Origin of the sequence: Vibrio sp. 947 (assembly GCF_033339115.1) — a bacterium.
Classification (GTDB): domain Bacteria; phylum Pseudomonadota; class Gammaproteobacteria; order Enterobacterales; family Vibrionaceae; genus Vibrio; species Vibrio alginolyticus.
Genome location: NZ_JAWOTX010000015.1, coordinates 109,328 through 131,186 on the forward strand (window position 1 = coordinate 109,328; position 21,859 = coordinate 131,186).

17 protein-coding genes and 1 other RNA gene are annotated in these 21,859 nt (G+C 45.9%); 1 reads left to right on the forward strand and 17 read right to left on the reverse strand.

Annotation, left to right across the window (positions count from 1 at the left end; all coding sequences use genetic code 11):
• Positions 1-93: 93 nt before the first annotated feature.
• Entirely contained in the window at positions 94-492 is a 399-nt protein-coding gene (gene mutT / locus R7Q39_RS18385; protein WP_005387387.1) for an 8-oxo-dGTP diphosphatase MutT, read from the reverse strand.
• A 155-nt stretch (positions 493-647) separates the two neighbouring features.
• Complete coding sequence (gene secA / locus R7Q39_RS18390; RefSeq protein WP_017633618.1) at positions 648-3,377, reverse strand: preprotein translocase subunit SecA; 2,730 nt, start codon at positions 3,375-3,377, stop codon at positions 648-650.
• A gap of 407 nt (positions 3,378-3,784) precedes the next feature.
• Here secA and R7Q39_RS18395 point away from each other — a divergent pair, with 407 nt between their 5' ends.
• On the forward strand, positions 3,785-4,243 hold the full coding sequence (locus R7Q39_RS18395; RefSeq protein ID WP_005381869.1) for a DUF721 domain-containing protein: 459 nt from the start codon (positions 3,785-3,787) through the stop codon (positions 4,241-4,243).
• Positions 4,244-4,356: 113 nt separating this feature from the next.
• Here the strand turns inward: R7Q39_RS18395 and lpxC are convergent, their stop codons facing one another.
• The 15 genes from lpxC to rnpB all read right to left on the reverse strand — a co-directional run bounded on the left by lpxC (position 4,357) and on the right by rnpB (position 21,635).
• Complete coding sequence (gene lpxC, locus R7Q39_RS18400) at positions 4,357-5,274, reverse strand: UDP-3-O-acyl-N-acetylglucosamine deacetylase (protein ID WP_005381871.1); 918 nt, start codon at positions 5,272-5,274, stop codon at positions 4,357-4,359.
• A 101-nt stretch (positions 5,275-5,375) separates the two neighbouring features.
• Entirely contained in the window at positions 5,376-6,614 is a 1,239-nt protein-coding gene (ftsZ, locus tag R7Q39_RS18405; RefSeq protein ID WP_017633617.1) for a cell division protein FtsZ, read from the reverse strand.
• Positions 6,615-6,644: 30 nt separating this feature from the next.
• On the reverse strand, positions 6,645-7,907 hold the full coding sequence (ftsA, locus tag R7Q39_RS18410; RefSeq protein ID WP_005372946.1) for a cell division protein FtsA: 1,263 nt from the start codon (positions 7,905-7,907) through the stop codon (positions 6,645-6,647).
• Positions 7,900-8,682 (reverse strand): cell division protein FtsQ/DivIB, encoded by a 783-nt coding sequence (locus R7Q39_RS18415; protein ID WP_005387393.1) that lies wholly within the window; start codon positions 8,680-8,682, stop codon positions 7,900-7,902. The genes ftsA and R7Q39_RS18415 overlap by 8 nt, the downstream gene beginning before the upstream one ends.
• A gap of 192 nt (positions 8,683-8,874) precedes the next feature.
• Positions 8,875-10,332 (reverse strand): UDP-N-acetylmuramate--L-alanine ligase, encoded by a 1,458-nt coding sequence (gene murC, locus R7Q39_RS18420; RefSeq protein ID WP_005387395.1) that lies wholly within the window; start codon positions 10,330-10,332, stop codon positions 8,875-8,877.
• A 23-nt stretch (positions 10,333-10,355) separates the two neighbouring features.
• A complete protein-coding gene (murG, locus tag R7Q39_RS18425; protein ID WP_054578501.1) occupies positions 10,356-11,423 on the reverse strand; it encodes an undecaprenyldiphospho-muramoylpentapeptide beta-N-acetylglucosaminyltransferase in 1,068 nt (355 codons plus the stop codon).
• Positions 11,410-12,606: a cell division protein FtsW gene (gene ftsW / locus R7Q39_RS18430; protein WP_005372933.1), complete on the reverse strand. Its 1,197-nt coding sequence runs from the start codon at positions 12,604-12,606 to the stop codon at positions 11,410-11,412. The genes murG and ftsW overlap by 14 nt, the downstream gene beginning before the upstream one ends.
• An 18-nt stretch (positions 12,607-12,624) precedes the next feature.
• The gene (gene murD / locus R7Q39_RS18435; RefSeq protein ID WP_213889073.1) at positions 12,625-13,938 is read right to left on the reverse strand and encodes a UDP-N-acetylmuramoyl-L-alanine--D-glutamate ligase; all 1,314 of its coding nucleotides are present in this window, start codon (positions 13,936-13,938) and stop codon (positions 12,625-12,627) included.
• A 39-nt stretch (positions 13,939-13,977) separates the two neighbouring features.
• Entirely contained in the window at positions 13,978-15,060 is a 1,083-nt protein-coding gene (gene mraY / locus R7Q39_RS18440) for a phospho-N-acetylmuramoyl-pentapeptide-transferase (protein ID WP_005372931.1), read from the reverse strand.
• The gene (locus tag R7Q39_RS18445) at positions 15,060-16,424 is read right to left on the reverse strand and encodes a UDP-N-acetylmuramoyl-tripeptide--D-alanyl-D-alanine ligase (RefSeq protein WP_318076520.1); all 1,365 of its coding nucleotides are present in this window, start codon (positions 16,422-16,424) and stop codon (positions 15,060-15,062) included. Before R7Q39_RS18445 ends, mraY begins: the two co-directional genes overlap by 1 nt.
• Positions 16,421-17,902, reverse strand: a complete 1,482-nt coding sequence (murE, locus tag R7Q39_RS18450) for a UDP-N-acetylmuramoyl-L-alanyl-D-glutamate--2,6-diaminopimelate ligase (protein ID WP_318076521.1) — start codon at positions 17,900-17,902, stop codon at positions 16,421-16,423. Before murE ends, R7Q39_RS18445 begins: the two co-directional genes overlap by 4 nt.
• Positions 17,903-17,964: 62 nt before the next feature.
• Positions 17,965-19,758 carry a penicillin-binding transpeptidase domain-containing protein gene (locus tag R7Q39_RS18455; RefSeq protein WP_318076522.1) on the reverse strand — a complete coding sequence of 598 codons (1,794 nt, stop codon included), beginning with the start codon at positions 19,756-19,758 and terminating at the stop codon, positions 17,965-17,967.
• Positions 19,755-20,072 carry a cell division protein FtsL gene (gene ftsL, locus R7Q39_RS18460; protein ID WP_005372920.1) on the reverse strand — a complete coding sequence of 106 codons (318 nt, stop codon included), beginning with the start codon at positions 20,070-20,072 and terminating at the stop codon, positions 19,755-19,757. The genes R7Q39_RS18455 and ftsL overlap by 4 nt, the downstream gene beginning before the upstream one ends.
• Before the next feature lie 5 nt (positions 20,073-20,077).
• Positions 20,078-21,028 carry a 16S rRNA (cytosine(1402)-N(4))-methyltransferase RsmH gene (rsmH, locus tag R7Q39_RS18465; protein ID WP_005372918.1) on the reverse strand — a complete coding sequence of 317 codons (951 nt, stop codon included), beginning with the start codon at positions 21,026-21,028 and terminating at the stop codon, positions 20,078-20,080.
• 176 nt (positions 21,029-21,204) lie between these two features.
• Positions 21,205-21,635: RNase P RNA component class A (gene rnpB, locus R7Q39_RS18470), an RNA gene on the reverse strand.
• Between the last annotated feature and the right edge of the window lie 224 nt (positions 21,636-21,859).

Below are 21,859 nucleotides of genomic sequence, written 5' to 3' on the forward strand. Positions count from 1 at the left end.
TCTGGATAACGAGGTTTGCTCTCGTTCTCTCGTTTCGCTTAATCTGTTTAAACTAACAACATACCGTGGTTACCACAAGCAAGTTCATCAGGCTTAAGCGAACTCTTTTACGACACGCTCCAAGATAGGCACGTTCGCTTCAGGAAAGGCATAGTTACCCAATTCTCTTATCTCGACCCAGCGACCTTCTTGACCTTCTCGGCCGTAAGGCTCATTACTGAACTTAGATACCGTAATAAAATCAAACTTAAGTGATTTGTCTGGATAGTCATATTCCAAATGCTCGAAAAGGGCTTGCTCAGTAACTTCAATTCCTACTTCTTCTTCAAGTTCTCTTGCTAGAGCATGTTCAATACTTTCTCCTGACTCGACTTTCCCACCGGGAAACTCCCAAAACCCGCCCTTATGCTTGTCGTCTGGACGCTTTGTAATAAAAATTTTTGATTTGTCTTGGTTAAAAATAATAGCCGCGACTATGTGAATTCTTTTCATAGGGGTTCCTAACTCTCAAGCCGTTACACTTCAACGGTCTTTGAATCTCTAAAACTATCCGATGCTATCAAAACTTATGAAATTCGACAGCCACAGAATTTGCTTAAAAAAAGAGCCGCCTAGGCGACTCTTTAAAAAATTATCTGACTAATACGTTAGTCGATTTTGCCGTGGCACTGTTTATACTTCTTACCACTACCACAAGGGCAAGGCTCATTGCGACCTACTTTACGTTCATCACGTACCATTGGCTGACTTGAACCTTCTTCAGATTCTTCACCTTCAGAAAGAGGGTTTTGTGCTGCTGCGTGTTGCGCTTGAGCACGACGAGCGGCCTCTTCAGCTTGCGCACGACGTTGCTCTTCCATACGTTCAACTTCTTCTTGTTGCTGAACTCGAACGCGAGATAGAACAGTAATCACATCAGTTTTCAGCGCTTCTAGTAGACCTTCAAACAGTTCAAACGATTCACGCTTGTATTCCTGTTTCGGGTTCTTCTGCGCATAGCCGCGTAAGTGAATACCCTGACGCAAGTGATCCATTGCTGCCAAGTGCTCTTTCCAAAGCGTATCCAGAGTTTGAAGCATAACCGATTTCTCGAAGTTACGAAGCACTTGGGCACCCACCACTTCCTCTTTCTCTTTGTACACTTCAACGGCTAGATTGATGATCTTCTCGCGTAGCGCCTCTTCGTAAAGCTTATCGTCTTCTTCAAGCCATTGCTTCACTGGTGCATCAAGATCGAAGTCTGCTTTCAAGCGCTCTTGCAGACCTTCAACGTCCCACATATCTTCTAGTGATTGTGGCGGGATGTACTCATCAATAACCGCTGTTAGCACATCTTCACGGTTTTGCTCGATCATACCGCTGATGTCTTCAACGTTCATCAATTCGTCGCGCAGCTCGTAGACAACCTTACGCTGATCGTTCGCCACATCATCGTATTCTAGTAGCTGCTTCCGGATATCAAAGTTACGACCTTCCACTTTGCGCTGTGCTTTTTCAATTGAGCGAGAAAGCATTTTCGATTCAATAGCTTCACCTTCTTCCATACCACTTTGAATAAGGCTCGCCATACGATCAGAAGTGAAAATACGTAACAAAGAGTCTTCCATAGATAGGTAGAAGCGCGATGAACCCGCATCACCTTGACGACCAGAACGACCACGTAGCTGGTTATCAATACGGCGAGATTCGTGGCGCTCAGTACCAATGATGTGTAGACCACCAGCATCTAATACTTGATCATGTACCACTTTCCACTCTGCTTTAATCGCATCGATTTGTTCTTGAGTTGGGTTCGCCAAAGCTTCCACTTTTGATTGCCAACTACCGCCAAGCACAATATCCGTACCACGACCGGCCATGTTGGTCGCGATAGTTACCGCACCAGGCATACCCGCTTCAGCGACAATTTCCGCTTCCTTCTCATGGAATTTTGCATTCAGTACGTTGTGTTTGATCTTAGCCTTCTTCAATGCGTTAGAAAGAAGTTCTGATTTTTCAATCGATACGGTACCAACCAATGTTGGCTGACCTTTCGCAACGCGCTCTTTGATATCTTCAATGATTGCAGCAAACTTCTCAGCTTCGGTACGGTACACCACATCCGGCATATCGTTACGAATCATAGGTTTGTTGGTTGGGATAACCACCGTTTCCAAGCCATAAATAGATTGGAACTCAAACGCTTCAGTATCCGCAGTACCTGTCATACCAGACAGTTTTTCGTATAAGCGGAAGTAGTTCTGGAAGGTAATCGAAGCCAAAGTTTGGTTTTCGTTTTGAATCTTAACGCCTTCTTTCGCTTCTACTGCTTGGTGAAGACCTTCAGACCAACGACGACCTGGCATTGTACGACCAGTATGTTCATCAACAATTACTACTTCACCTTCGTCAGTAACGATGTAATCAACGTTGCGCTCAAACAACACATGAGCACGCAAAGCGGCATTCACGTGATGTAACATGCTGATGTTAGTCGGAGAGTAAAGTGTGTCACCCTCTTCCATAAGACCATTTTTCACCAACAGTTCTTCAACGTACTCTTGGCCCGTTTCTGTGAGGTATACTTGCTTTGATTTCTCATCAACAGTGTAGTGACCATCACCACGATATTCTTCAGAGTCTTCTTTGTCTTGCTTTTTAAGATGCGGGATCAAAAGGTTGATTCGGGTGTATAGCTCAGAGCTATCTTCAGCAGGACCAGAAATGATTAAAGGGGTACGAGCTTCATCAATTAGGATTGAGTCCACCTCATCGACAACTGCAAAGAAGCGTTCACGTTGTACGCGATCTTCGCTACGGAAAGCCATATTGTCACGAAGGTAGTCAAAACCAAATTCATTGTTCGTTCCGTACAAGATGTCAGCTTGGTACGCTTCTTTTTTCTCTTGAGGAGGCATGTTTGGCACGTTTACGCCAACAGTCATACCTAAAAATTCAAATAGAGGGCGGTTTGTCTCTGCATCACGTTTAGCTAGATAATCGTTCACTGTTACAATATGAACGCCTTTACCAGCTAGGGCATTTAGGTAAGCAGGGAGCGTTGCCGTCAGCGTTTTACCTTCACCCGTACGCATTTCAGCGATTTGACCCGCATTTAGAACCATACCACCGATAAGCTGGACGTCGAAGTGGCGCATACCGTAGACACGCTTAGATGCTTCACGAACCGTAGCAAAAGCTTCTGGAAGTAGTTTATCAAGAGTTTCACCCTTCTCTAGGCGCTCACGGAATTCAACCGTCTTTGCTTTTAACTCTTCGTCACTTAGAGCTTCGAATGTTGGCTCAAAGTTATTAATTTCTTTTACAATTTTTCTAAGGCGGCGCAGTGTTCGGTCGTTGCGACTGCCAATCACTTTTGTCAGTAGCTTAGTTATCATTTTTCGTGAATCTCTCTTTATTCAGACCGTTCCCGATCTACTCATAATGCCTTCAGTCTCTGCCAGTTTGGAACTAAGAATACTGAGATAAATCATTTATCAAAGATATTGAGTTCAAACATCCATATTTCAAGGCTAAGTTTTGAAACAATGTGGCTTAGTGTAAGGATTTTTAATCGATACAACCATAAATAGACGTATTTGTTTGAAGCACTCTGAAGTTTTTACTTAAAGTGGTGACTGATTAGCCGATATTGCATACCGCAATATGTGTAATCCATCCAGAGCAAACTTTGCTTTTTACCTTGCTACATTGTAAAACTGAAGCTAAAGACGTTAATGTAAACTATACCTTGATAGAAAGCTGCTCTAGAATAGCTATATCTCAACAAAATTAGATTTTACCTATGCGTGATCACCGTCCAACCTCGACTGAAGATGTTATTGCTGAGTCACAGTTCAAGCAGATTCAAGAACATGCTGGAGAAATCTTACAGCTTAACCAAGCTTTGCAAGAGGTCTTACCCATGGGGACGGCCGATCATTGCCGAGTAGCGAATGTTCGTAACGGCCATCTATTGATCGATGTCTCTAGTGCCGCGATCAAAATGAAGATCGATTACGATCGCCTCATGATCCTAAATAAACTTCGTACTCAAGGCTTTGCCAAGCTGATGAGCGTTGAAGTGAGGATCAATCCTTCACTATATAGAAACCGCTTTCAACAAGACGACAGACCTAAGCGTCCACCACTAACAGAATCTGCAGCAAAGTCATTAATGACGATTGCCGACATGGCGCCACCTAAAATTCAAGAGCGTTTAAAACGATTAGCCGATATGGCAGAAAAGGAAGATCGTAAGTGAACGTTATTTCAATATGCTGAAAGCTTGAATGTTATTGATAAGTCGAAGATTAAAGCCAAATAGCAAAAAACCAGGCACAAACCTGGTTTTTTATTAATTCTAATGCCAAGTATTTACGCAAGCACCATATTTGGTTCTGCGAATGCTACTGGTGAGCCGACTTCTTCTTCGAATGTAGTCCACTCCCACGCTTCCTGATCTGCAAGAACAGCACGTAACAGTTGGTTATTTAAACCGTGGCCAGATTTAAAGGCACGGAATTCACCAATGATTGGATGGCCACACATGTAAAGGTCACCAATCGCATCCAACACTTTGTGAGTCACAAACTCATTTTCAAAGCGTAGACCTTCTTCATTAAGAATACGGTAATCATCCAAAACGATAGCATTATCAAAACTACCACCCAAAACTAGGTTTTGAGATTGTAGATATTCGATATCACGCATAAAGCCAAACGTACGTGCTCGAGAAATCTCACGAACAAAGCCTTTTGACGAGAAATCAAACAGCAAACGTTGCTCGTCTGATTCAATCGCTGGGTGATTAAACTCAATTTCGAAGTCCATACGGAAGCCGTTAAATGGTACAAATTCTGCCCATTTATCACCATCTTCAAAACGAACTGGCTTTTTGATGCGGATGAAGCGTTTTGGCGCATTTTGCGTTTCGATACCTGCTTGTTGTAGCAAGTATACAAATGGGCTTGCACTACCATCCATGATCGGAATTTCAGGTGCGTCTACTTCGACAACAATGTTATCGATGCCCATACCAGCAAGTGCCGCATTCAAGTGCTCAACAGTTGAAATACGCACACCTTCATCGTTTACCAATGCAGTACAAAGCATGGTGTCACGAACCGAAGCTGGATCAGCTGGAAAATCTACAGGTGGATTTACATCTGTACGACGGTAAATGATACCTGTATTTGCAGCAGCCGGGCGCAGAGTAAGTGTGACTTTACGACCAGAGTGGAGACCCACACCAGTTGTTTTCACTATTTCTTTCAGAGTACGTTGTCTGATCATCTGCTTGCCTCTCAAAAATTTGCTACAAAACACGGCCGTCTGTAACGTCGACCGTGAATGCTACCATAATTTTGAGCCATGTCAAATTTATGGGTTAAAGATTAATCAGCCTGACGACGCAAAAATGCCGGTATATCTAAATAACCACTTTCCTTTTCTTGCTTTGGAGCCGCAGAACTTTGGCTCGACGAAGCTGGAGAAGAAGGAGCAGTGTTTGTCGGCTGAGGAGTTACCTGTGGCTTCTCTTGCACTTGATTATTTTGCAAGGTCTGTGCCGGTTTTTCTTCAGCTTGCGTTGCCGCTGCTTGTTGCTGTGGTTGAGCTTGCGGCGTCGGTGCCACTTTAGCTTTACCACCCGCAACTAGCGTGATATCTGGCTTTTTCTCATTACCAATACCTGTCGCTACAACTGTTACGCGGATTTCGTCAGTCATATCAGGGTCTAGAGAAGTACCGATAACAACAGTCGCATTGTCAGAAGCGAATGCCTTCACTGTATTACCAACCGTCTCAAACTCGTCAAGACGCATATCCAGACCAGCAGTAATATTGACAAGAACACCACGAGCGCCCGCTAGATCGATGTCTTCCAGAAGTGGGCTAGAAATTGCCATTTCAGCCGCTTCTTCAGCACGGTCTTCACCTTTGGCGATGCCGCTACCCATCATTGCGTGACCCATTTCAGACATTACAGTTCTTACGTCTGCAAAGTCGACGTTGATCATGCCAGGGCGAGTAATTAGCTCAGCAATACCTTGAACGGCATTCTTAAGAACATCGTTAGCGCTTGCAAAAGCTTCTAGTAGTGTTACACCACGACCAAGTACTTTAAGTAGCTTTTCGTTTGGAATCGTGATCAAAGAGTCAACATGCTTAGAGAGCTCATCGATACCTTGCTCAGCAAATGCCAAACGCTTTTTACCTTCAAAACTAAACGGTTTAGTTACTACCGCTACTGTTAGAATGCCAAGCTCTTTAGCCACTTCAGCAATAACAGGCGCTGCACCAGTACCGGTACCGCCACCCATACCAGCTGCGATAAACACCATATCGGCGCCAGTCAGGGAATCTTTAATTCGATCTCTGTCTTCGAGAGCTGCGTCACGGCCAACCTGTGGATTAGCACCTGCACCCAGACCTTTAGTGATATCACCACCGATCTGAATAACATTGCCAACGCTTGTCTTACGAAGTGCTTGCGCATCAGTGTTGACGCTGATGAATTCCACACCTTCGATGGATTCACGCACCATGTGTTCAACGGCGTTACCACCGCCGCCACCAACCCCAACGACCTTGATTACTGCATCGTCAGACATTTCCATCATCGGTTCAAACATGTGTTGTCTCCGTTTATCCTGCAACTCAGGTTAAAACTCTTTTTGTATCCAGTTACGCAATTTATCGAAAAAGCCAGTTACAGATGAGCGTTTAGGTTCATTATAATCGCTATCGTCGCTAGACTGCATGTCTCTTGCGTAATGAAGTAATCCAACTGCCGTAGAATGGTACGGCTCTTTTACATAGTCAGTTAATCCGCTGACTTCGAGCGGTTTGCCGACCCTTACTTGATTGCGGAATACGCGTTCCGCACATTCTACCACTCCGTCCATTTGCGCAGCACCGCCGGTGAGTACAACTCCCGCAGCCAGATGGTGCTTGATACCCTCTTCGCGCAATTTTGCTTGTACAGAGTCGATAGTTTGGTTAACCAGTCCCATAAGCTCAGAGTAGCGTGGCTCAATCACTTCTGACAACGTTTGACGTTGCAGGCTACGTGATGGTCGTCCACCTACGCTTGGTACATTAACCGTGTCATCCTTACTGACCAGTTCACTCAAAGCACAGCCATATTTGACTTTTATTTCTTCAGCATCGCTCACTGGCGTACCAAAAGCAAAAGCAATATCACTGGTTACAGCATTTCCTGCGTACGAAAATACTTCTGTGTGACGTAACGCACCGCCAGTCCAGATGGCCACATCCATCGTGCCGGCGCCAATATCAACCACACAAACTCCAAGCTCTCTTTCATCCTCGGTGATTACTGCATTACTAGCAGCAAGCCCAGAAAATACGAGTTGTTCTACTTTAAGGCCGCAGCGTTCTACCGCCTTAATAATATTGCGTGCCATGTCATTATGGCATGAGATAAGGTGGACACTCACTTCCATTCTTACCCCAGATAAACCAAGCGGATTTTTGATTCCTTCTTGGTAATCAATGGTGAACTCCTGCGGGATCACATGAAGAATTCGCTGTTCATCACCGATTTTAATCGATTTTGCGGTATGGATAGCGCGATCCATGTCTTCTTGAGACACCTCTTCATCAGAAATCGTGCCCATACCTTTTTCAATTCGGCTTGCGATATGCTTACCAGACAACGAAATGAAGACTCGGCTGATCTGGCACTCTGCCATTAATTCAGCTTGATCAATTGCACGTTGTACTGATTTTACAACCGACTCCAAATCATTCACGCCACCTTTATCCATGCCGCGTGAGGGGCTACTACCTGCGCCAATAATATTAATTTGACCGTCTGGTAAAACCTCACCCACTAGAGCCGATACGGTTGCAGTGCCTATATCAAGACCAACAATAATGTTGTCATCAGCGGCCTTAGTCATCTGTACTCTCTTCTAACTCTTGTTCAGGAAACCAACCAACTGCGGCTCCTGTATCGTACCTAAGATCGATATAACTGATTCTTTGCGTGTCACTGCCAAGCTTGTTATAGAGCTTAAAAAAGCGCTCTATACGCTCAAGAAGAGACTCTTTACCGAGCTCTAATCGAATACCGTTATCAAGGATGATTTGCCAAGCTCGTCGCTCGTTTAATACCAGAGACGATATCGCTAAACCCAATTGCTGAAACTTAGGACTCAAATCACGGTAAGTCTGTAAGACTTCCGGTCCGCTATCTTTGGGTCCGTACAGCTTCACTTTTTCTTCTTGCAACAGAGCAACATCTCCATCAAAAACGAACCCGTTTTTATCTAACAGTTCGTTGCCATTCCAAATGGCTTCTGGTTGATGCTCCGTCAAAAAAACTTTTACTGTATCCGGCCACTGCTTTCGGATTGCGGCATGCGCTACCCATGGCAGAGCTTCGACACTTTGCTGTAATACATCAATATCCTGAGACATAAATGTACCGATGTGATCAATTCGACTAAATGCAGCCTGCACATCGTCAGCTTGGACATACTCCAGTTTCCCCTGAAGTACTATTTTGGAGAGAGGTAACCTTTGGTCATCCCACATCCAACTGATCGCCGCGTACAAAACAGAACTAATTAAAGTCACAACCACAACGAAAAATAACGCACCCAAGATTTTTTCTTGGCGACCACGGTTGTTACCCGTGTTTGGTCGCTCGTCATTCAGTGCAATATTCAACAACGTCTTCGTTTCCTGACTTTTGTCGTGTACTTTTTACCCATATAATTACGCAGAGGTAAAAGTCTTGACTTTAACCTTGGGATTATACTGAGCTCTTGTAAACTATCAAACACTGATAGCAATAAATCACAATGATATTGACGCAAAATCGAGATCTGAGTCTTTATCTGTCCTTCGCGTCAACAATATGTGTCAGCCAAGCATCTTGTTTATATTCAATTTAAGACCTGCCAGCTGTTTCGCCACTTTACCAATATCACCCGCACCTTGCGTTAAGATTAGGTCGCCGTCTTGTATAACGTTAGCTAAAACTGAAGGTAATTGCTCGATTTCTGGAACAAAAATCGGATCTACCTTGCCTCGGCTGCGAATTGTGCGACATAAAGCGCGCCCATCAGCCCCTGCAATCGGCTTTTCACCCGCTGCGTAAACATCCAGCATGATCAATACATCTACCTGTTCAAGCACATTCGCGAAATCATCGTATAAATCACGAGTACGGCTATAACGGTGCGGTTGGAAAATCATCACCAAACGCTTGTCTTGCCAACCACTGCGTGCTGCATTAATGGTTACATCCACTTCTGTGGGATGATGGCCGTAATCATCAACAAGCATTGCATGGCCGTTGCCAGTATCAAACTCGCCAAGGTGATCAAAACGTCTTCCCGTACCTTGCGTACCAGCCATTGCCTTTAGGATCGCATCGTCTTCAATGTCATCTTCAGTAGCAACCGCAATCGCAGCAGACGCATTCAATGCATTGTGACGACCTGGAATATTCAGCGTGATATCTAAGTTAGCTCGCCCTTTACGTACTACCGTAAATTTGCCTTGCTGCCCCTCTTGACGATAATCTTCAATACGTACGTCGGCATCTTCAGAAAAACCGTAAGTTATCACTTGACGACTAATACGTGGGATTAACTCTCGAACCACAGGATCGTCAATGCAAACAATTGCTTGGCCGTAAAACGGTAGATTATGAAGGAAATCGATGAAGGTTTGCTTTAAGGTTTCAAAGTCACCACCATAGGTATCCATATGATCGGCTTCGATATTGGTAACAATGCTCACCATTGGTTGCAAGTGCAGGAATGACGCGTCACTTTCATCTGCCTCTGCAATTAGAATACGACTCGAGCCTAGACGCGCATTTGTACCTGCGCTTTTCACCAAACCGCCATTCACAAACGTTGGATCAAGACCGGCTTCAGAATAGATTTGAGTAACAAGAGCGGTCGTCGTGGTTTTACCGTGTGTACCCGCAACGGCAATACCGTGACGGAATCGCATCAATTCAGCCAACATCTCTGCGCGGCGTACAATAGGGATGCGTAATTCACGTGCCGCCATCACTTCTGGGTTTTCTTCGTTGATCGCCGTTGACACAACAACCACACTGGCTTTTTCTACATTACTGGCTTGATGACCAATAAATACCGTCGCACCTTTTGATACCAAACGCTCTGTCACAGCGTTCTCTGATAGATCAGAACCTGTGATTTGGTAGCCTTCGTTCAACAGCACTTCTGCAATGCCGCTCATGCCCGCACCACCAATACCGATGAAGTGGATGGATTTCACGCGGCGCATCTCTGGCACCATTGCGCGAATCTGAGCTAAGTCTTGTGTATGTTGGATTGTCATCAATTCTATTCTCAATAATTCGGTTAACGCTTTTCGGTCAAAGCGACAATGGCTTGTGCGACAACTCGGTCAGCATTCAATTTTGCAGCGCCACGCGCTTGCTCAGCCATTGTAAGTAAAGCTTGGCGATCCAATTGTTGGATCTGCTGAGTCAGAGACTCAACGGTTAAATCTGGTTGTTCAATCATTTTCGCCGCGCCGCAATCCACCAAGTGGTCTGCATTAAGTGCTTGCTGGCGGTCTTTGTGCATGAATGGAACAAAAATAGCGCCTACACCTGCCGCCGAGACTTCAGAAACGGTTAACGCTCCAGAGCGACAAACTAAAAGGTCAGCCCATGCGTAAGCTTCTGCAACGTCATCAATGAATTCCATTACTTCTGCATTTACCAGACCTTTAGCTTGGTATGCTGCATTCACTTCTTCGGCAGCACCTTTGCCCGCTTGATGACGAATACAGTAATCTTCGCCCAATTTCGACATCACGTCTGGCAGAGTTTGGTTAAGAATACGTGCGCCTTGGCTGCCACCCATCACCAAAATGCGAATTGGACCTTGGCGCTCTTGCATGCGCTCAGTTGGCGCTGCTAATTGAGTCACGTCTTCACGAACTGGGTTCCCAACCACTTCGGCATTTGGAAAAGCGCCTGGGAAAGCCTGAAAAACCTTCTTAGCGATTTTCGATAACCATTGGTTCGTTAAACCTGCTACTGCATTTTGTTCATGCAGAACAACAGGAATGCCACTCATCCAAGCGGCAATACCGCCCGGGCCGCTAACATAACCGCCCATACCAAGCACTGCGTCTGGCTGCCAGCGTTTCATGTGAGCACGAGCCTGCATAATGGCATTGATAATTTGAAATGGTGCTGCAAGAAGACGTTTAACGCCTTGACCTCGTAACCCTTTCACTTTGATAAAGTCGATTTCAATGCCATGTTTTGGCACCAAATCCGCTTCCATTCGATCCGCCGTACCTAACCAACGGATCTCCCAACCTTGCTCTTGAAGCTGTTTTGCTACCGCCAAACCTGGGAATACGTGACCGCCAGTACCACCAGCCATCACCATCAAACGTTTATTTTGTTTCATTAGCTTGTTGTTCTGATTGTTGTTGCTCGCGTTTCAAGCGGCATTCGTAATCGATACGCAGTAGTATGGACACTGCGACGGACATAATTATTAGACTAGAACCACCATAACTGATGAGTGGAAGTGTTAAACCTTTAGTTGGAACAATACCGGCGGCAGCTCCAACATTAACCAAGGTTTGAAACGCAAACCAAATACCAATTCCGAAAGCCAGATAACCTCCGAACATTTCGCCTTCTTCAAATGCACGCTTGCCGATGTAAACCGCTTTTAGCACCAAGCTAAAAATCAGCATTAAGACCAGCACTACGCCTACGAAACCAAGCTCTTCAGCAAGTACGGCAAACACAAAGTCGGTATGCGCTTCCGGTAGATATTCCAGTTTTTGAATTGAATTACCGAGACCTTGTCCGAACCATTCACCACGACCAAACGCCATCAAAGACTGAGTCAACTGATAGCCACTGCCAAATGGATCTTCCCACGGGTCAAGGAAGGAGGTTACTCGTCGCATACGGTATGGCTCGACGAGAATCAAACCTACTACAGCGCCGATACCTGCCACCATCAAGGCGAGAAACTGGGTTAGTTTTGCACCTGCGATAAAAAGCATGCCAAACAGCGTGACCAGCATCACGACGACCGTCCCCAAGTCTGGCTGACCAAGTAGTAATACTGCAAAGAAGGCAAACACCATGATTGGCTTCATAAAGCCACCAAAGAACGTTTGTCGTACTTCGTCTTGCTTTCGAACTAAGTAACCAGACATGAAGATAAACAGCGATAGCTTCGCGACTTCCGCTGGCTGAAGGTTAAATAGCCCAAGGGGAATCCAACGAGACGCACCATTAACCGACTTACCCGCCAAGAGCACGATGATCAACAGTGCGAAAGAAGCCCAAAGTAAGTAATGGCTCTTCTTAAACCACTCTTGCAAAGGCACTTGCAAAATAACAGCGGAGGTCCCTAACGCCAGCACGAGAAACGTCGCATGACGAAACATAAAGTGGAACGGCTGTTCCGTTAATCGAGAGCTGATTGGAAATGATGCAGAGGTTACCATGACCAAACCAGTCAACATCAAACCCAGTGCAATCCACACTAACTGACGATCAAACATCGCCTCTGGGGCTGGATGCTTGAGCCAATTGCCAATACTGCGTTTAACGTTACCTAAACCCACGAAGTGTGTAACCTTTAATTATGCATATTTCTGAGCAAGAGCAGCGAAAGCATCACCTCTTGCCATAAAGTTGTCGAATTGATCAAAGCTAGCACATGCAGGAGACAGCATCACCATATCACCTGGTTTTAACTGCGAAGATACTTGTTGAATCACATCTTCCATAGTGTCGAAACGTATTGCAGATTCATGCAGTGGCATAAATTCATCGCCATCAGCGCCAAAGCAACACAGTTGCAAGTTAAGCGTCGCGAAGATCGGTTTTAATGGCGAGAAGTCAGCACCTTTGCCAACACCACCAACGAGTAAGTAGAGCTTGCCTGTCGATTCCAAACCAGATAGCGCAGCCATAGTGCTGGCAATATTAGTTGCTTTAGAGTCATTCACCCATTTGACGCCTTGATTATCCGCAACCACCTGGCATCGGTGTGTCAGTCCCGTGTAATTTTTAAGTGCATTCAATGCTTTGTGATAGTTTACGTCCGCAGCTTTTAATAGCGCTAAAACAACCAGAGCGTTAGATAAGTTGTGCTTACCAACCAACTTAAGCTCATCACTTGCGACAACTCGTTGACCGTGATCGAGCAGCCAAGTACGGTTGCCATCCACCTCGAGACCAAAGTCCTGATTGTCGCTGCCAAATGTCACCAATGGCATCTCTGCGTCTGGGAAGGTGTCTTGATCATCACGGTTCACGACCGCAAGAGCAGCATGGTTAAAAATACGCAACTTGGCTTGTCGATAGTCAGACATGCCTTGATAACGATCCATATGATCTTCAGAAAGATTCAGAAACGCAGCGGCTTTAAGCTTTAAGCTTGACGTCGTTTCTAACTGGAAGCTCGAGAGTTCGAGTACATATAGGTCTGCGTCTTGTTCTAACAAATCCAGAGCAGGCACACCGATGTTACCACCAACGCCAACATCCAAACCTGCAGCCTTAGCCATCACACCTGTGAGGTCGGTTACTGTGCTCTTACCGTTTGAGCCCGTAATCGCAATCACCGGTTTCTGCACCGCCCAAGCGAATAACTCGATATCACCTACTACTGCCGTACCTTTTGCTAATACGGCTTGGATCTCTGGTGTCGCTAGCGCAATACCAGGGTTGGTCACGATAAGATCCGCGTCAGAAAGCCAGTCTGTATTCCAACCACCACTATGCAGTTTAACACTTTCCGGCAAGCGCTCTGCACCTGGAGGGTTTACACGAGTATCAATGACTTTGACCACAAGTTGTGGCTGATTTTTTCTTAGGTGTTTAACGACAGAGAGCCCGGTAATACCGAGCCCTACGACGACAACACTATGTATGTTTTGCCAACGTTCCATATTTGATCACACTGTAAATCTTATTCTTGGAAAGTGCGATTAACGCACTTTCAATGTCGCAAGACCAATCAGAACAAGAACCATAGAAATAATCCAGAAGCGCACGATTACGCGAGGTTCTGGCCAACCTTTCAATTCGTAGTGGTGGTGAATTGGTGCCATACGGAAAATGCGCTGACCACGTAATTTGTAAGAACCTACCTGCAGGATGACTGATAGCGTTTCCATTACAAATACGCCACCCATGATCACTAACACCAACTCTTGACGAACTAGAACAGCAATGGTGCCCAATGCACCGCCAAGCGCTAGTGAACCTACATCGCCCATGAACACTTGTGCTGGGTAAGTGTTAAACCACAAGAAACCAAGGCCTGCACCTACGATTGCTGTACATACGACAACTAACTCAGAAGCATGCGGTAAGTATGGTATATGAAGGTATTCAGAGAAGTTAACGTTACCGGTCGCCCATGCAATAACCGCGAAGCCTGCTGCAACAAGAACCGTTGGCATGATTGCCAAACCGTCTAGACCATCAGTCAGGTTAACCGCGTTACTTGTACCTACAATGACAAAGTAAGTCAGAATGATATACATCAAACCAAGCTGCGGCATGATGTCTTTAAAGAATGGCACCACTAGCTGAGTTGCTGCTGTGTCTTTACCGTAAGCATACAATGCGAAAGCGACGACAAACGCGATCAACGACTGCCAGAAGTACTTCCAACGCGCGATCAAGCCATCGGTATTTTTGCGTACCACTTTACGGTAATCATCAACAAATCCGACCGCACCGTAGCCAAGTAAGACTGTCAGTACCGCCCATACGTAAGGGTTGGATAAGTCTGTCCATAGCAAAATCGTGATTGAGATGGCCGCTAAGATCATGATACCGCCCATTGTTGGGGTACCACGCTTACTAAAGTGAGATTCCGGACCTTCATTACGCACTACCTGACCAATTTGCAGCATTTGCAAACGCTTGATCATGATTGGTCCCATCCATAATGACAGACCTAGAGCGGTTAATACGCTTAGGATTGCTCGAAAAGACAAGTATTCAAACAATCGGAAAAAAGACAGGTATGGCTGTAGCAGCTCGGCAAGCCAAATAATCATTAATAATACTCCTTCAAAGCAGCAGCGACTTCAAACATACGTGCACCGTTCGCTCCTTTCACCAACATCGTATGGCTTTCAGGAACGGCTTGGTCTAGATGCTGCTTGATGTATTCAATCATCTCTTGGTGCGTCTCAAAATGAATGCCTTGGCAAAGATCACTGATCACCTTGGCGTCTGCACCATATGTGAGAACATGTTCAAATTTTTGTGGGGCAGCATGTTCCCCGACTTGACGATGAAGTGCAAGACTTTCCTCGCCCAATTCCGCCATATTACCTAAAATCAGCCAGCGTTGACCTGGGAAAGCGGCCAATAAATCAACTGCCGCTTTCATGGCTGGCACGCTCGCGTTGTAGCTGTCGTCAATCAATTTTATCTTTTCGCTCAGCGCTTCAACCTCGACGCGACCTTTCACTTTGTTCAAATGTTTAAGGCCAGCGCGAACCTCTTCTAATGTGGCGCCCATTTGTAACGCAATAATAGAAGCAGCGATGGCATTCGCAACGTTGTGTTGACCTATAATACCCAGAGACAGTTCAATTTCTTGTGAGCTTGCTGCGATATGTAAGTCAAAGCTTGCTTCACCTGCGACGTTCAATACAATGTTAGAAGCGAAGAAGTCTGCATCAGTATTACTTTGTGAAAAAGTAATGACTTTCTTATCTGCTAACACTTCATCCCACTTGGCTTCACCATTGCTGTCTAGGTTAACAATCGCAATACCACCAGCTGAAAGGCCTTGGTAGATTTCACCTTTGGCTTGTTTCACGCCATCGATAGAACCAAAGCCTTCAAGGTGAGCGGCTGCTACATTGTTCACTAACGCGATATCTGGTTTTACTAACTGAGTCGTGTAAGCAATTTCACCTATATGGTTAGCACCAAGCTCAATCACGGCATAATCATCATCCTGCTGTGAGCGTAATAATGTCAACGGAACACCAATATCATTATTGAAGTTACCCGCCGTGAATAGCACTTTGCCTTTCAATTGCAGGATACTCGCAACCATTTCTTTTACGGTCGTTTTACCGCAACTTCCGGTGATGGCAACGGTAGGTGTTTGGCATGCTTGATGCACCCAAGAAGCAAATTCACCCAATGCAAGTTTGGTATCCGACACCACAATTTGCGGCACATTCACATCTAAGCGTTTTTCCACGAGTAAAGCACCGGCACCTGCATCTACCGCTTGTTGGCAAAAGTTGTGCGCATCAAAGCGCTCCCCTACTAACGCCACAAATAGAGCCCCACGCTCAATCGCTCGTGTATCAGTAGAAACCACGTCGATAAGTAGATCGTCGCCGAATCGCTCGCCACGTGTGATGTCTGCAATTTGAGATAACGTTACTTTGATCATGAGGTCAATCCTAAAAGTTGCATTGCGGACTCGCGGTCGGAGTAATGAATCGTTTCGCCATTACGAATCTGATAATCTTCATGACCCTTCCCAGCTAACAAGATAATGTCGTTTGGCGAAGCATTTTCAATGGCATAAGACAGTGCTTTGAAGCGGTCATGCTGAACAATCGCTTCAGCAGGTTTTGACAGCCCAGCTAACATGTCTTTCACAATCTGAACCGGGTCTTCGCTGCGTGGGTTATCGTCAGTCAACACCACTCTGTCGCCTAGACGCTCTGCAATTTCCGCCATCATTGGGCGCTTACCTGCATCGCGATCGCCACCGCAGCCAAAAATAGCCCACAGCTGGCCTTCACAATGAACTCGTAAAGCTTGCAGCGCTTTTTCTAAAGCATCAGGAGTATGGGCATAATCAACCACGACTTTGGCACGATCCTCAGTTTGGAATAACTCCATTCGGCCGAGTACAGGTTGCAGTTGACCTGCGGTTTCGAGTAACGCTTGTTTCTCTTTACCTAAGCTTAATAAGGTCGCAAAAGCGAGCATTAAGTTGGTTGCATTAAACTCACCAATCAAAGGCGCGTGCAATTCACCTGAGCCAAATTTACCATCGAACTTAATAGTAATCCCTGACTCTGCGTAACTGACTTCCGTCGCCCAAATTGCGCTTTCAAATTCAGTGTTCGGCTTGAGCGAGACAGCGATCGCATTACTTAACAGCGACGCCCATTGATGACCGACTTCATCATCAACATTGATAATGGCACGTTCACATTGGTGTTGCGTGAACAACCCAAGCTTTGCATTGGCATACTCTTCCATCGTGCCATGATAATCTAAGTGGTCACGACTTAAGTTAGTAAACACGCCCGCCGCAAATGATAATGCTTTGACACGACCTTGCGTCAGGCCATGGGAAGATACTTCTAGCGCGGTGTATGTGGCTTGTTGATTTGCGAGAGAGGAGAGCGTTTTCTGAATTTCAACGGCATTCCCCGTTGTATTCGCAGCTTGTTGCAAGTTATTGAGGAAGCCATTTCCTGTTGTTCCCATTACCGCCGCTTTATGGTCAAGCAGTTCTAGCCATTGCGCTATTAACTGGGTAATGGTGGTTTTGCCGTTGGTGCCGGTGACACCAATCAAATCCATATCAGGGTAAGCATAAAGCTTTCCAGCAATTGCGGATAAACGTTGGTCCAACCTATCAATGTAAATGACGGGAACATCATCAATGATTTCCACCGTACCATGTGTTTTGACATCGCAGGCTTGCGCCAGGGCTGCATTTGCACCTTGCTCAATTGCAGAGGCAATGAATTTACGCCCATCCACAACATGGCCAATCACTGCTACAAACGTGGTTCCAGGTTGAACTCTTCGGCTGTCGAGCTCCAATTCAGAAACAAGAACGGACGATAAGCTAGGGCAATCCACCCAAGGGGAAAGCAGCACGTCCATACTGATGGCTTTAGTCATATTTGTTCTCCGAGCTTTGGCTCAGGTTTTCTTAATTTTGTTTGCTCAGTAAACCACAGGGCTTACTGTTGGAATTTGTTTTCGTCAGGTGCAACATTGAGTATTTGTAGCGCGCCTTTCATGATTTCAGAGAAGACAGGAGACGCTACCGAACCACCATAATAGTCATCGCCTTGAGGCTCATTTACGATCACTACTAAAGCAATTCGCGGATCGCTAACCGGAGCAAGCCCAGCCGTGTAGGTGATGTACTCATCGCTGTACCCACCAGCAGAAGCTTTACGTGATGTACCCGTTTTCGCTCCCACTCGATAACCAGGAACTGCCGCTCTGCGAGCCGAGCCCCCTTTTTGAGTTACGGTTTCCAACATGTCTAATACTTGACGCGCATACTTCGCACTCACCACTTGACGTGACATGTCATGATCATTGCTTTCAATAATATGAATAGGCTCGTATTTGCCAAGGTTTCCAAGCGTCGCATAAGCATGGGCTAGCTGAATTGGTGTAATTGATAGACCGTAACCAAACGCAATCGTGGCGCGCTCAATTGGCGACCAACGAGCTCGTGTAGGAAAAATACCCGTCACTTCCCCAACTAGGTTTAGGCCAGAAAGCTCACCAAAACCCACTGAACTGTACAGCCCAAGAAGCGCCTCTACCGGCATTTGCATTGCTAGCTTCGTCACACCGATATTACTCGACTTTTTAAGGATCGTGGTCAAGCTCGCTTTGCCTACGCGAGAGACATCTCTGACTCGACTACCACCTAAACGTAGGACACCATTACCGGTATCTACGATGGTATCTTTATCGGCTATCCCATTTTCTAAGGCGGCTAAAATAACGAAAGGCTTAATGGTCGAACCGGGCTCCATTGAGTCCGTGATCACTCGGTTACGCATTTGATAGCTTTGCCAATCGCTACGATTGTTAGGGTTGTAAGAAGGAGCATTAACCATGGCCAATACGGCGCCCGTTTTTACATCCAACATGACAACGGAACCTGAAGTGGCGCGGTGGTCCGCAACGGCTTGCTTAATCGCACGATACGCAATCGCCTGTAGGCGCTGATCGATGGTTAACTGAAGTGATTTACCTTCTTGCTTGTCTTGCCAAGCAATGTTTTCCACAACACGACCATAACGGTCTTTACGAATAGTTTTCTTACCCGCCGCGCCAGTGAGCCACTCATCGTAGCTACGCTCCACACCTTCTAGGCCATGCCCGTCAATGCCTGTCACACCGACTAAGTGAGCACTAACCTCACCGGCAGGATAATAACGACGAGATTCCGACTTAAGGCCAACACCTGGCAGCTTTAACTCACGAATATAGTTCGCCATGGCCGGACTGACCTGGCGCTGCAAGTAGATAAAGCGGCGTTTTTCATTGCGCTTGATTTTGTCTATTAACCCTTGTCGGTCAATACCAAGAACATCCGCTAATGCATGCCAACTTTTGGTCTGGCTTAACGCGTTTTCTTTAAATATCGTGGCAGGATCTGCCCAAACCGCCTCAACCGGTACACTGACAGCAAGCGGCTCACCATTTCGATCCGAAATAATACCGCGAGCAGAAGGAATGGATTTAACACGAACCGAACGTAGGTCACCTTGTTTAATCAGGTTATCTGGCTCAATGATTTGGATGTAGGCTACGCGTGCCACCAAAAGGGCAAATGCACAAAAAACAAAAAACAGTAATAGATGGAAGCGCCAACGAATCAAGAAAGATTCTTCGACCGCCACTTTCACTGCTTTGTTATCGGTTTTCTTATCCCCCGTAGCCGCTTTCTCTTTTGCTACAGGTTTACGCTTATTGGCTTGTTTCGTGTTGGATTTTTTTCTAATCATTTGAGCGTGACAACCACTTCTTTATCGCCATCAGGTCGTTTCATTTCAAGTTCTTTTTTGGCAAGGTCTTGAACACGACTGTGTTCCGCGAGGGCAGTTTCTTCCAACATTAAGTTACGCCATTCGCTATCTAATCGTTCTCGTTCAACCAACGTATGGTCTTTCTCGGTGATCGCTTGACGCGCATGGTGGGTAGCAAATACCACTCCCATTGCCGATGCCACGATCAATAGCAACAACAGTAATGGCCAGCGACCAACGGTGAGGAGATCCGTTGCAATCAACTTAGCAAGATTAGGAGTGGATTTCGTCATAATAATTAAAGCTTTTCTGCAATTCTTAACACAGAGCTGCGCGAACGAGGGTTCATTTCAATTTCTTGTTTGCTTGGCTTAATCGCTTTGCTCACCGCTTTCATATTCGCACTACCAAGAGCACGAATTTGCTCTTCCGTCATTGGAATACCGTGTGGCACTTCAGGCCCTTTGCTCTCTTTACGGATAAAACGTTTGACCATACGGTCTTCCAGAGAGTGGAAGCTAATCACAGATAAACGGCCTTCTGGAGCCAGAATGCTCGCCGCGCCTTTAAGTGCCGTATCAATTTCTTCTAACTCACTGTTGATGTAAATACGAAAAGCCTGGAAAGCACGAGTCGCAGGGTGTTTTTTCTCTTTAAAACTTTTCGGTGCGGCATCTGAAATCAATTTTGCCAGCTGACCAGTGCGAACCATTGGCTCATTTTCTTCGTCTTCACGGTAGGCAACAATCGCTTTTGCAATACGGCGCGCATGTTTATCTTCCCCAAACTCGCGAATGACCCAAGTGATATCATCGAGGTCTGCTTCCATCAACCATTGAGATACTGGAACACCTGATGTCGGGTCCATACGCATATCTAGCGGACCATCTTTCATAAAGCTAAAGCCACGCTCTGCGTCGTCTAACTGAGGAGAAGAAACGCCTAAATCCAGCAGAACACCATCCACTTTTCCAACTAGCCCATACTCTTCAGCATACTCAGCAATACCAGAAAATGGACCATGAATAATGGTGAAGCGAGGGTCATTGATTTTTCCTGCCTCAGCGATCGCTTGAGGGTCACGGTCGATACTGTACAGTCGGCCATTTTCACCGAGTTTAGATAGAATTGTCCGGCTGTGACCGCCACGGCCAAATGTTCCATCAATATAGACGCCGTCTGGTTTGATAGCTAAGCCATCAATGGATTCATTTAATAACACGGAAATATGTTGGAAGGTTTCGGTCATAGCTTTCTCGTTGAATGATCTTGAAGCGATTCTTTAGTGTACTGATTTCCTACATCATCGCCACCACAAGTCTAAAGTTAGACGTGATTTACGCCAAGTTTATTGGTAATGACATAGTTTGCGTCAATTAAATGCAAAAAACCCATCACTACTAAAAGTAATGATGGGTCTTGAATAGGTGGAGCCGACACATAAGCCGGGTTCTGTTCCGCTTGCGCGGCGGTAGCCATTCGTCTAGGCCAGCAATCACTCACTGGCTCGAGCAACCTACCCGCCTCCTTACGCGAGCAACGCAATGTGGAGGCCTATTTGGTCTTGCTTCAGGTGGAGTTTACCCTGCTACGAACTATTGCTAGTCGTCCGGTGCGCTCTTACCGCACCCTTTCACCCTTACCTGTACCCTTACGGGCCATCGGCGGTCTTCTCTCTGCTGCACTTGTCGTAGGCTTGCGCCCCCCAGGCGTTACCTGGCACCTTGCTCTATGAAGCCCGGACTTTCCTCCCCTTTGTCAGTCTCCCGAAGGACGTCAACGTCAGTCTCCCAAAGGGACTTCGACGTCAGTCTCCCGAAGGACATCAACAAAGCAGCGACTACCCAGTCAGCTCCGAGGGCGGATTGTATAGAGTTCTCACTTCAGAGTCTAGTTAGATCACAGATATGATGAAATGAATGCACTAAGTGATGACTTTTTAGTCAAAGCGCCAAAAATAGATAATAAAAAGGCCGATGCCTACACATCAGCCCTCATTGACCATTTTGTGCCGTCCTAAATAAGGTTGACACTTTCCACCCCCAAAATTGGAGAGTGTTATGAAATCAACAACTAAAAG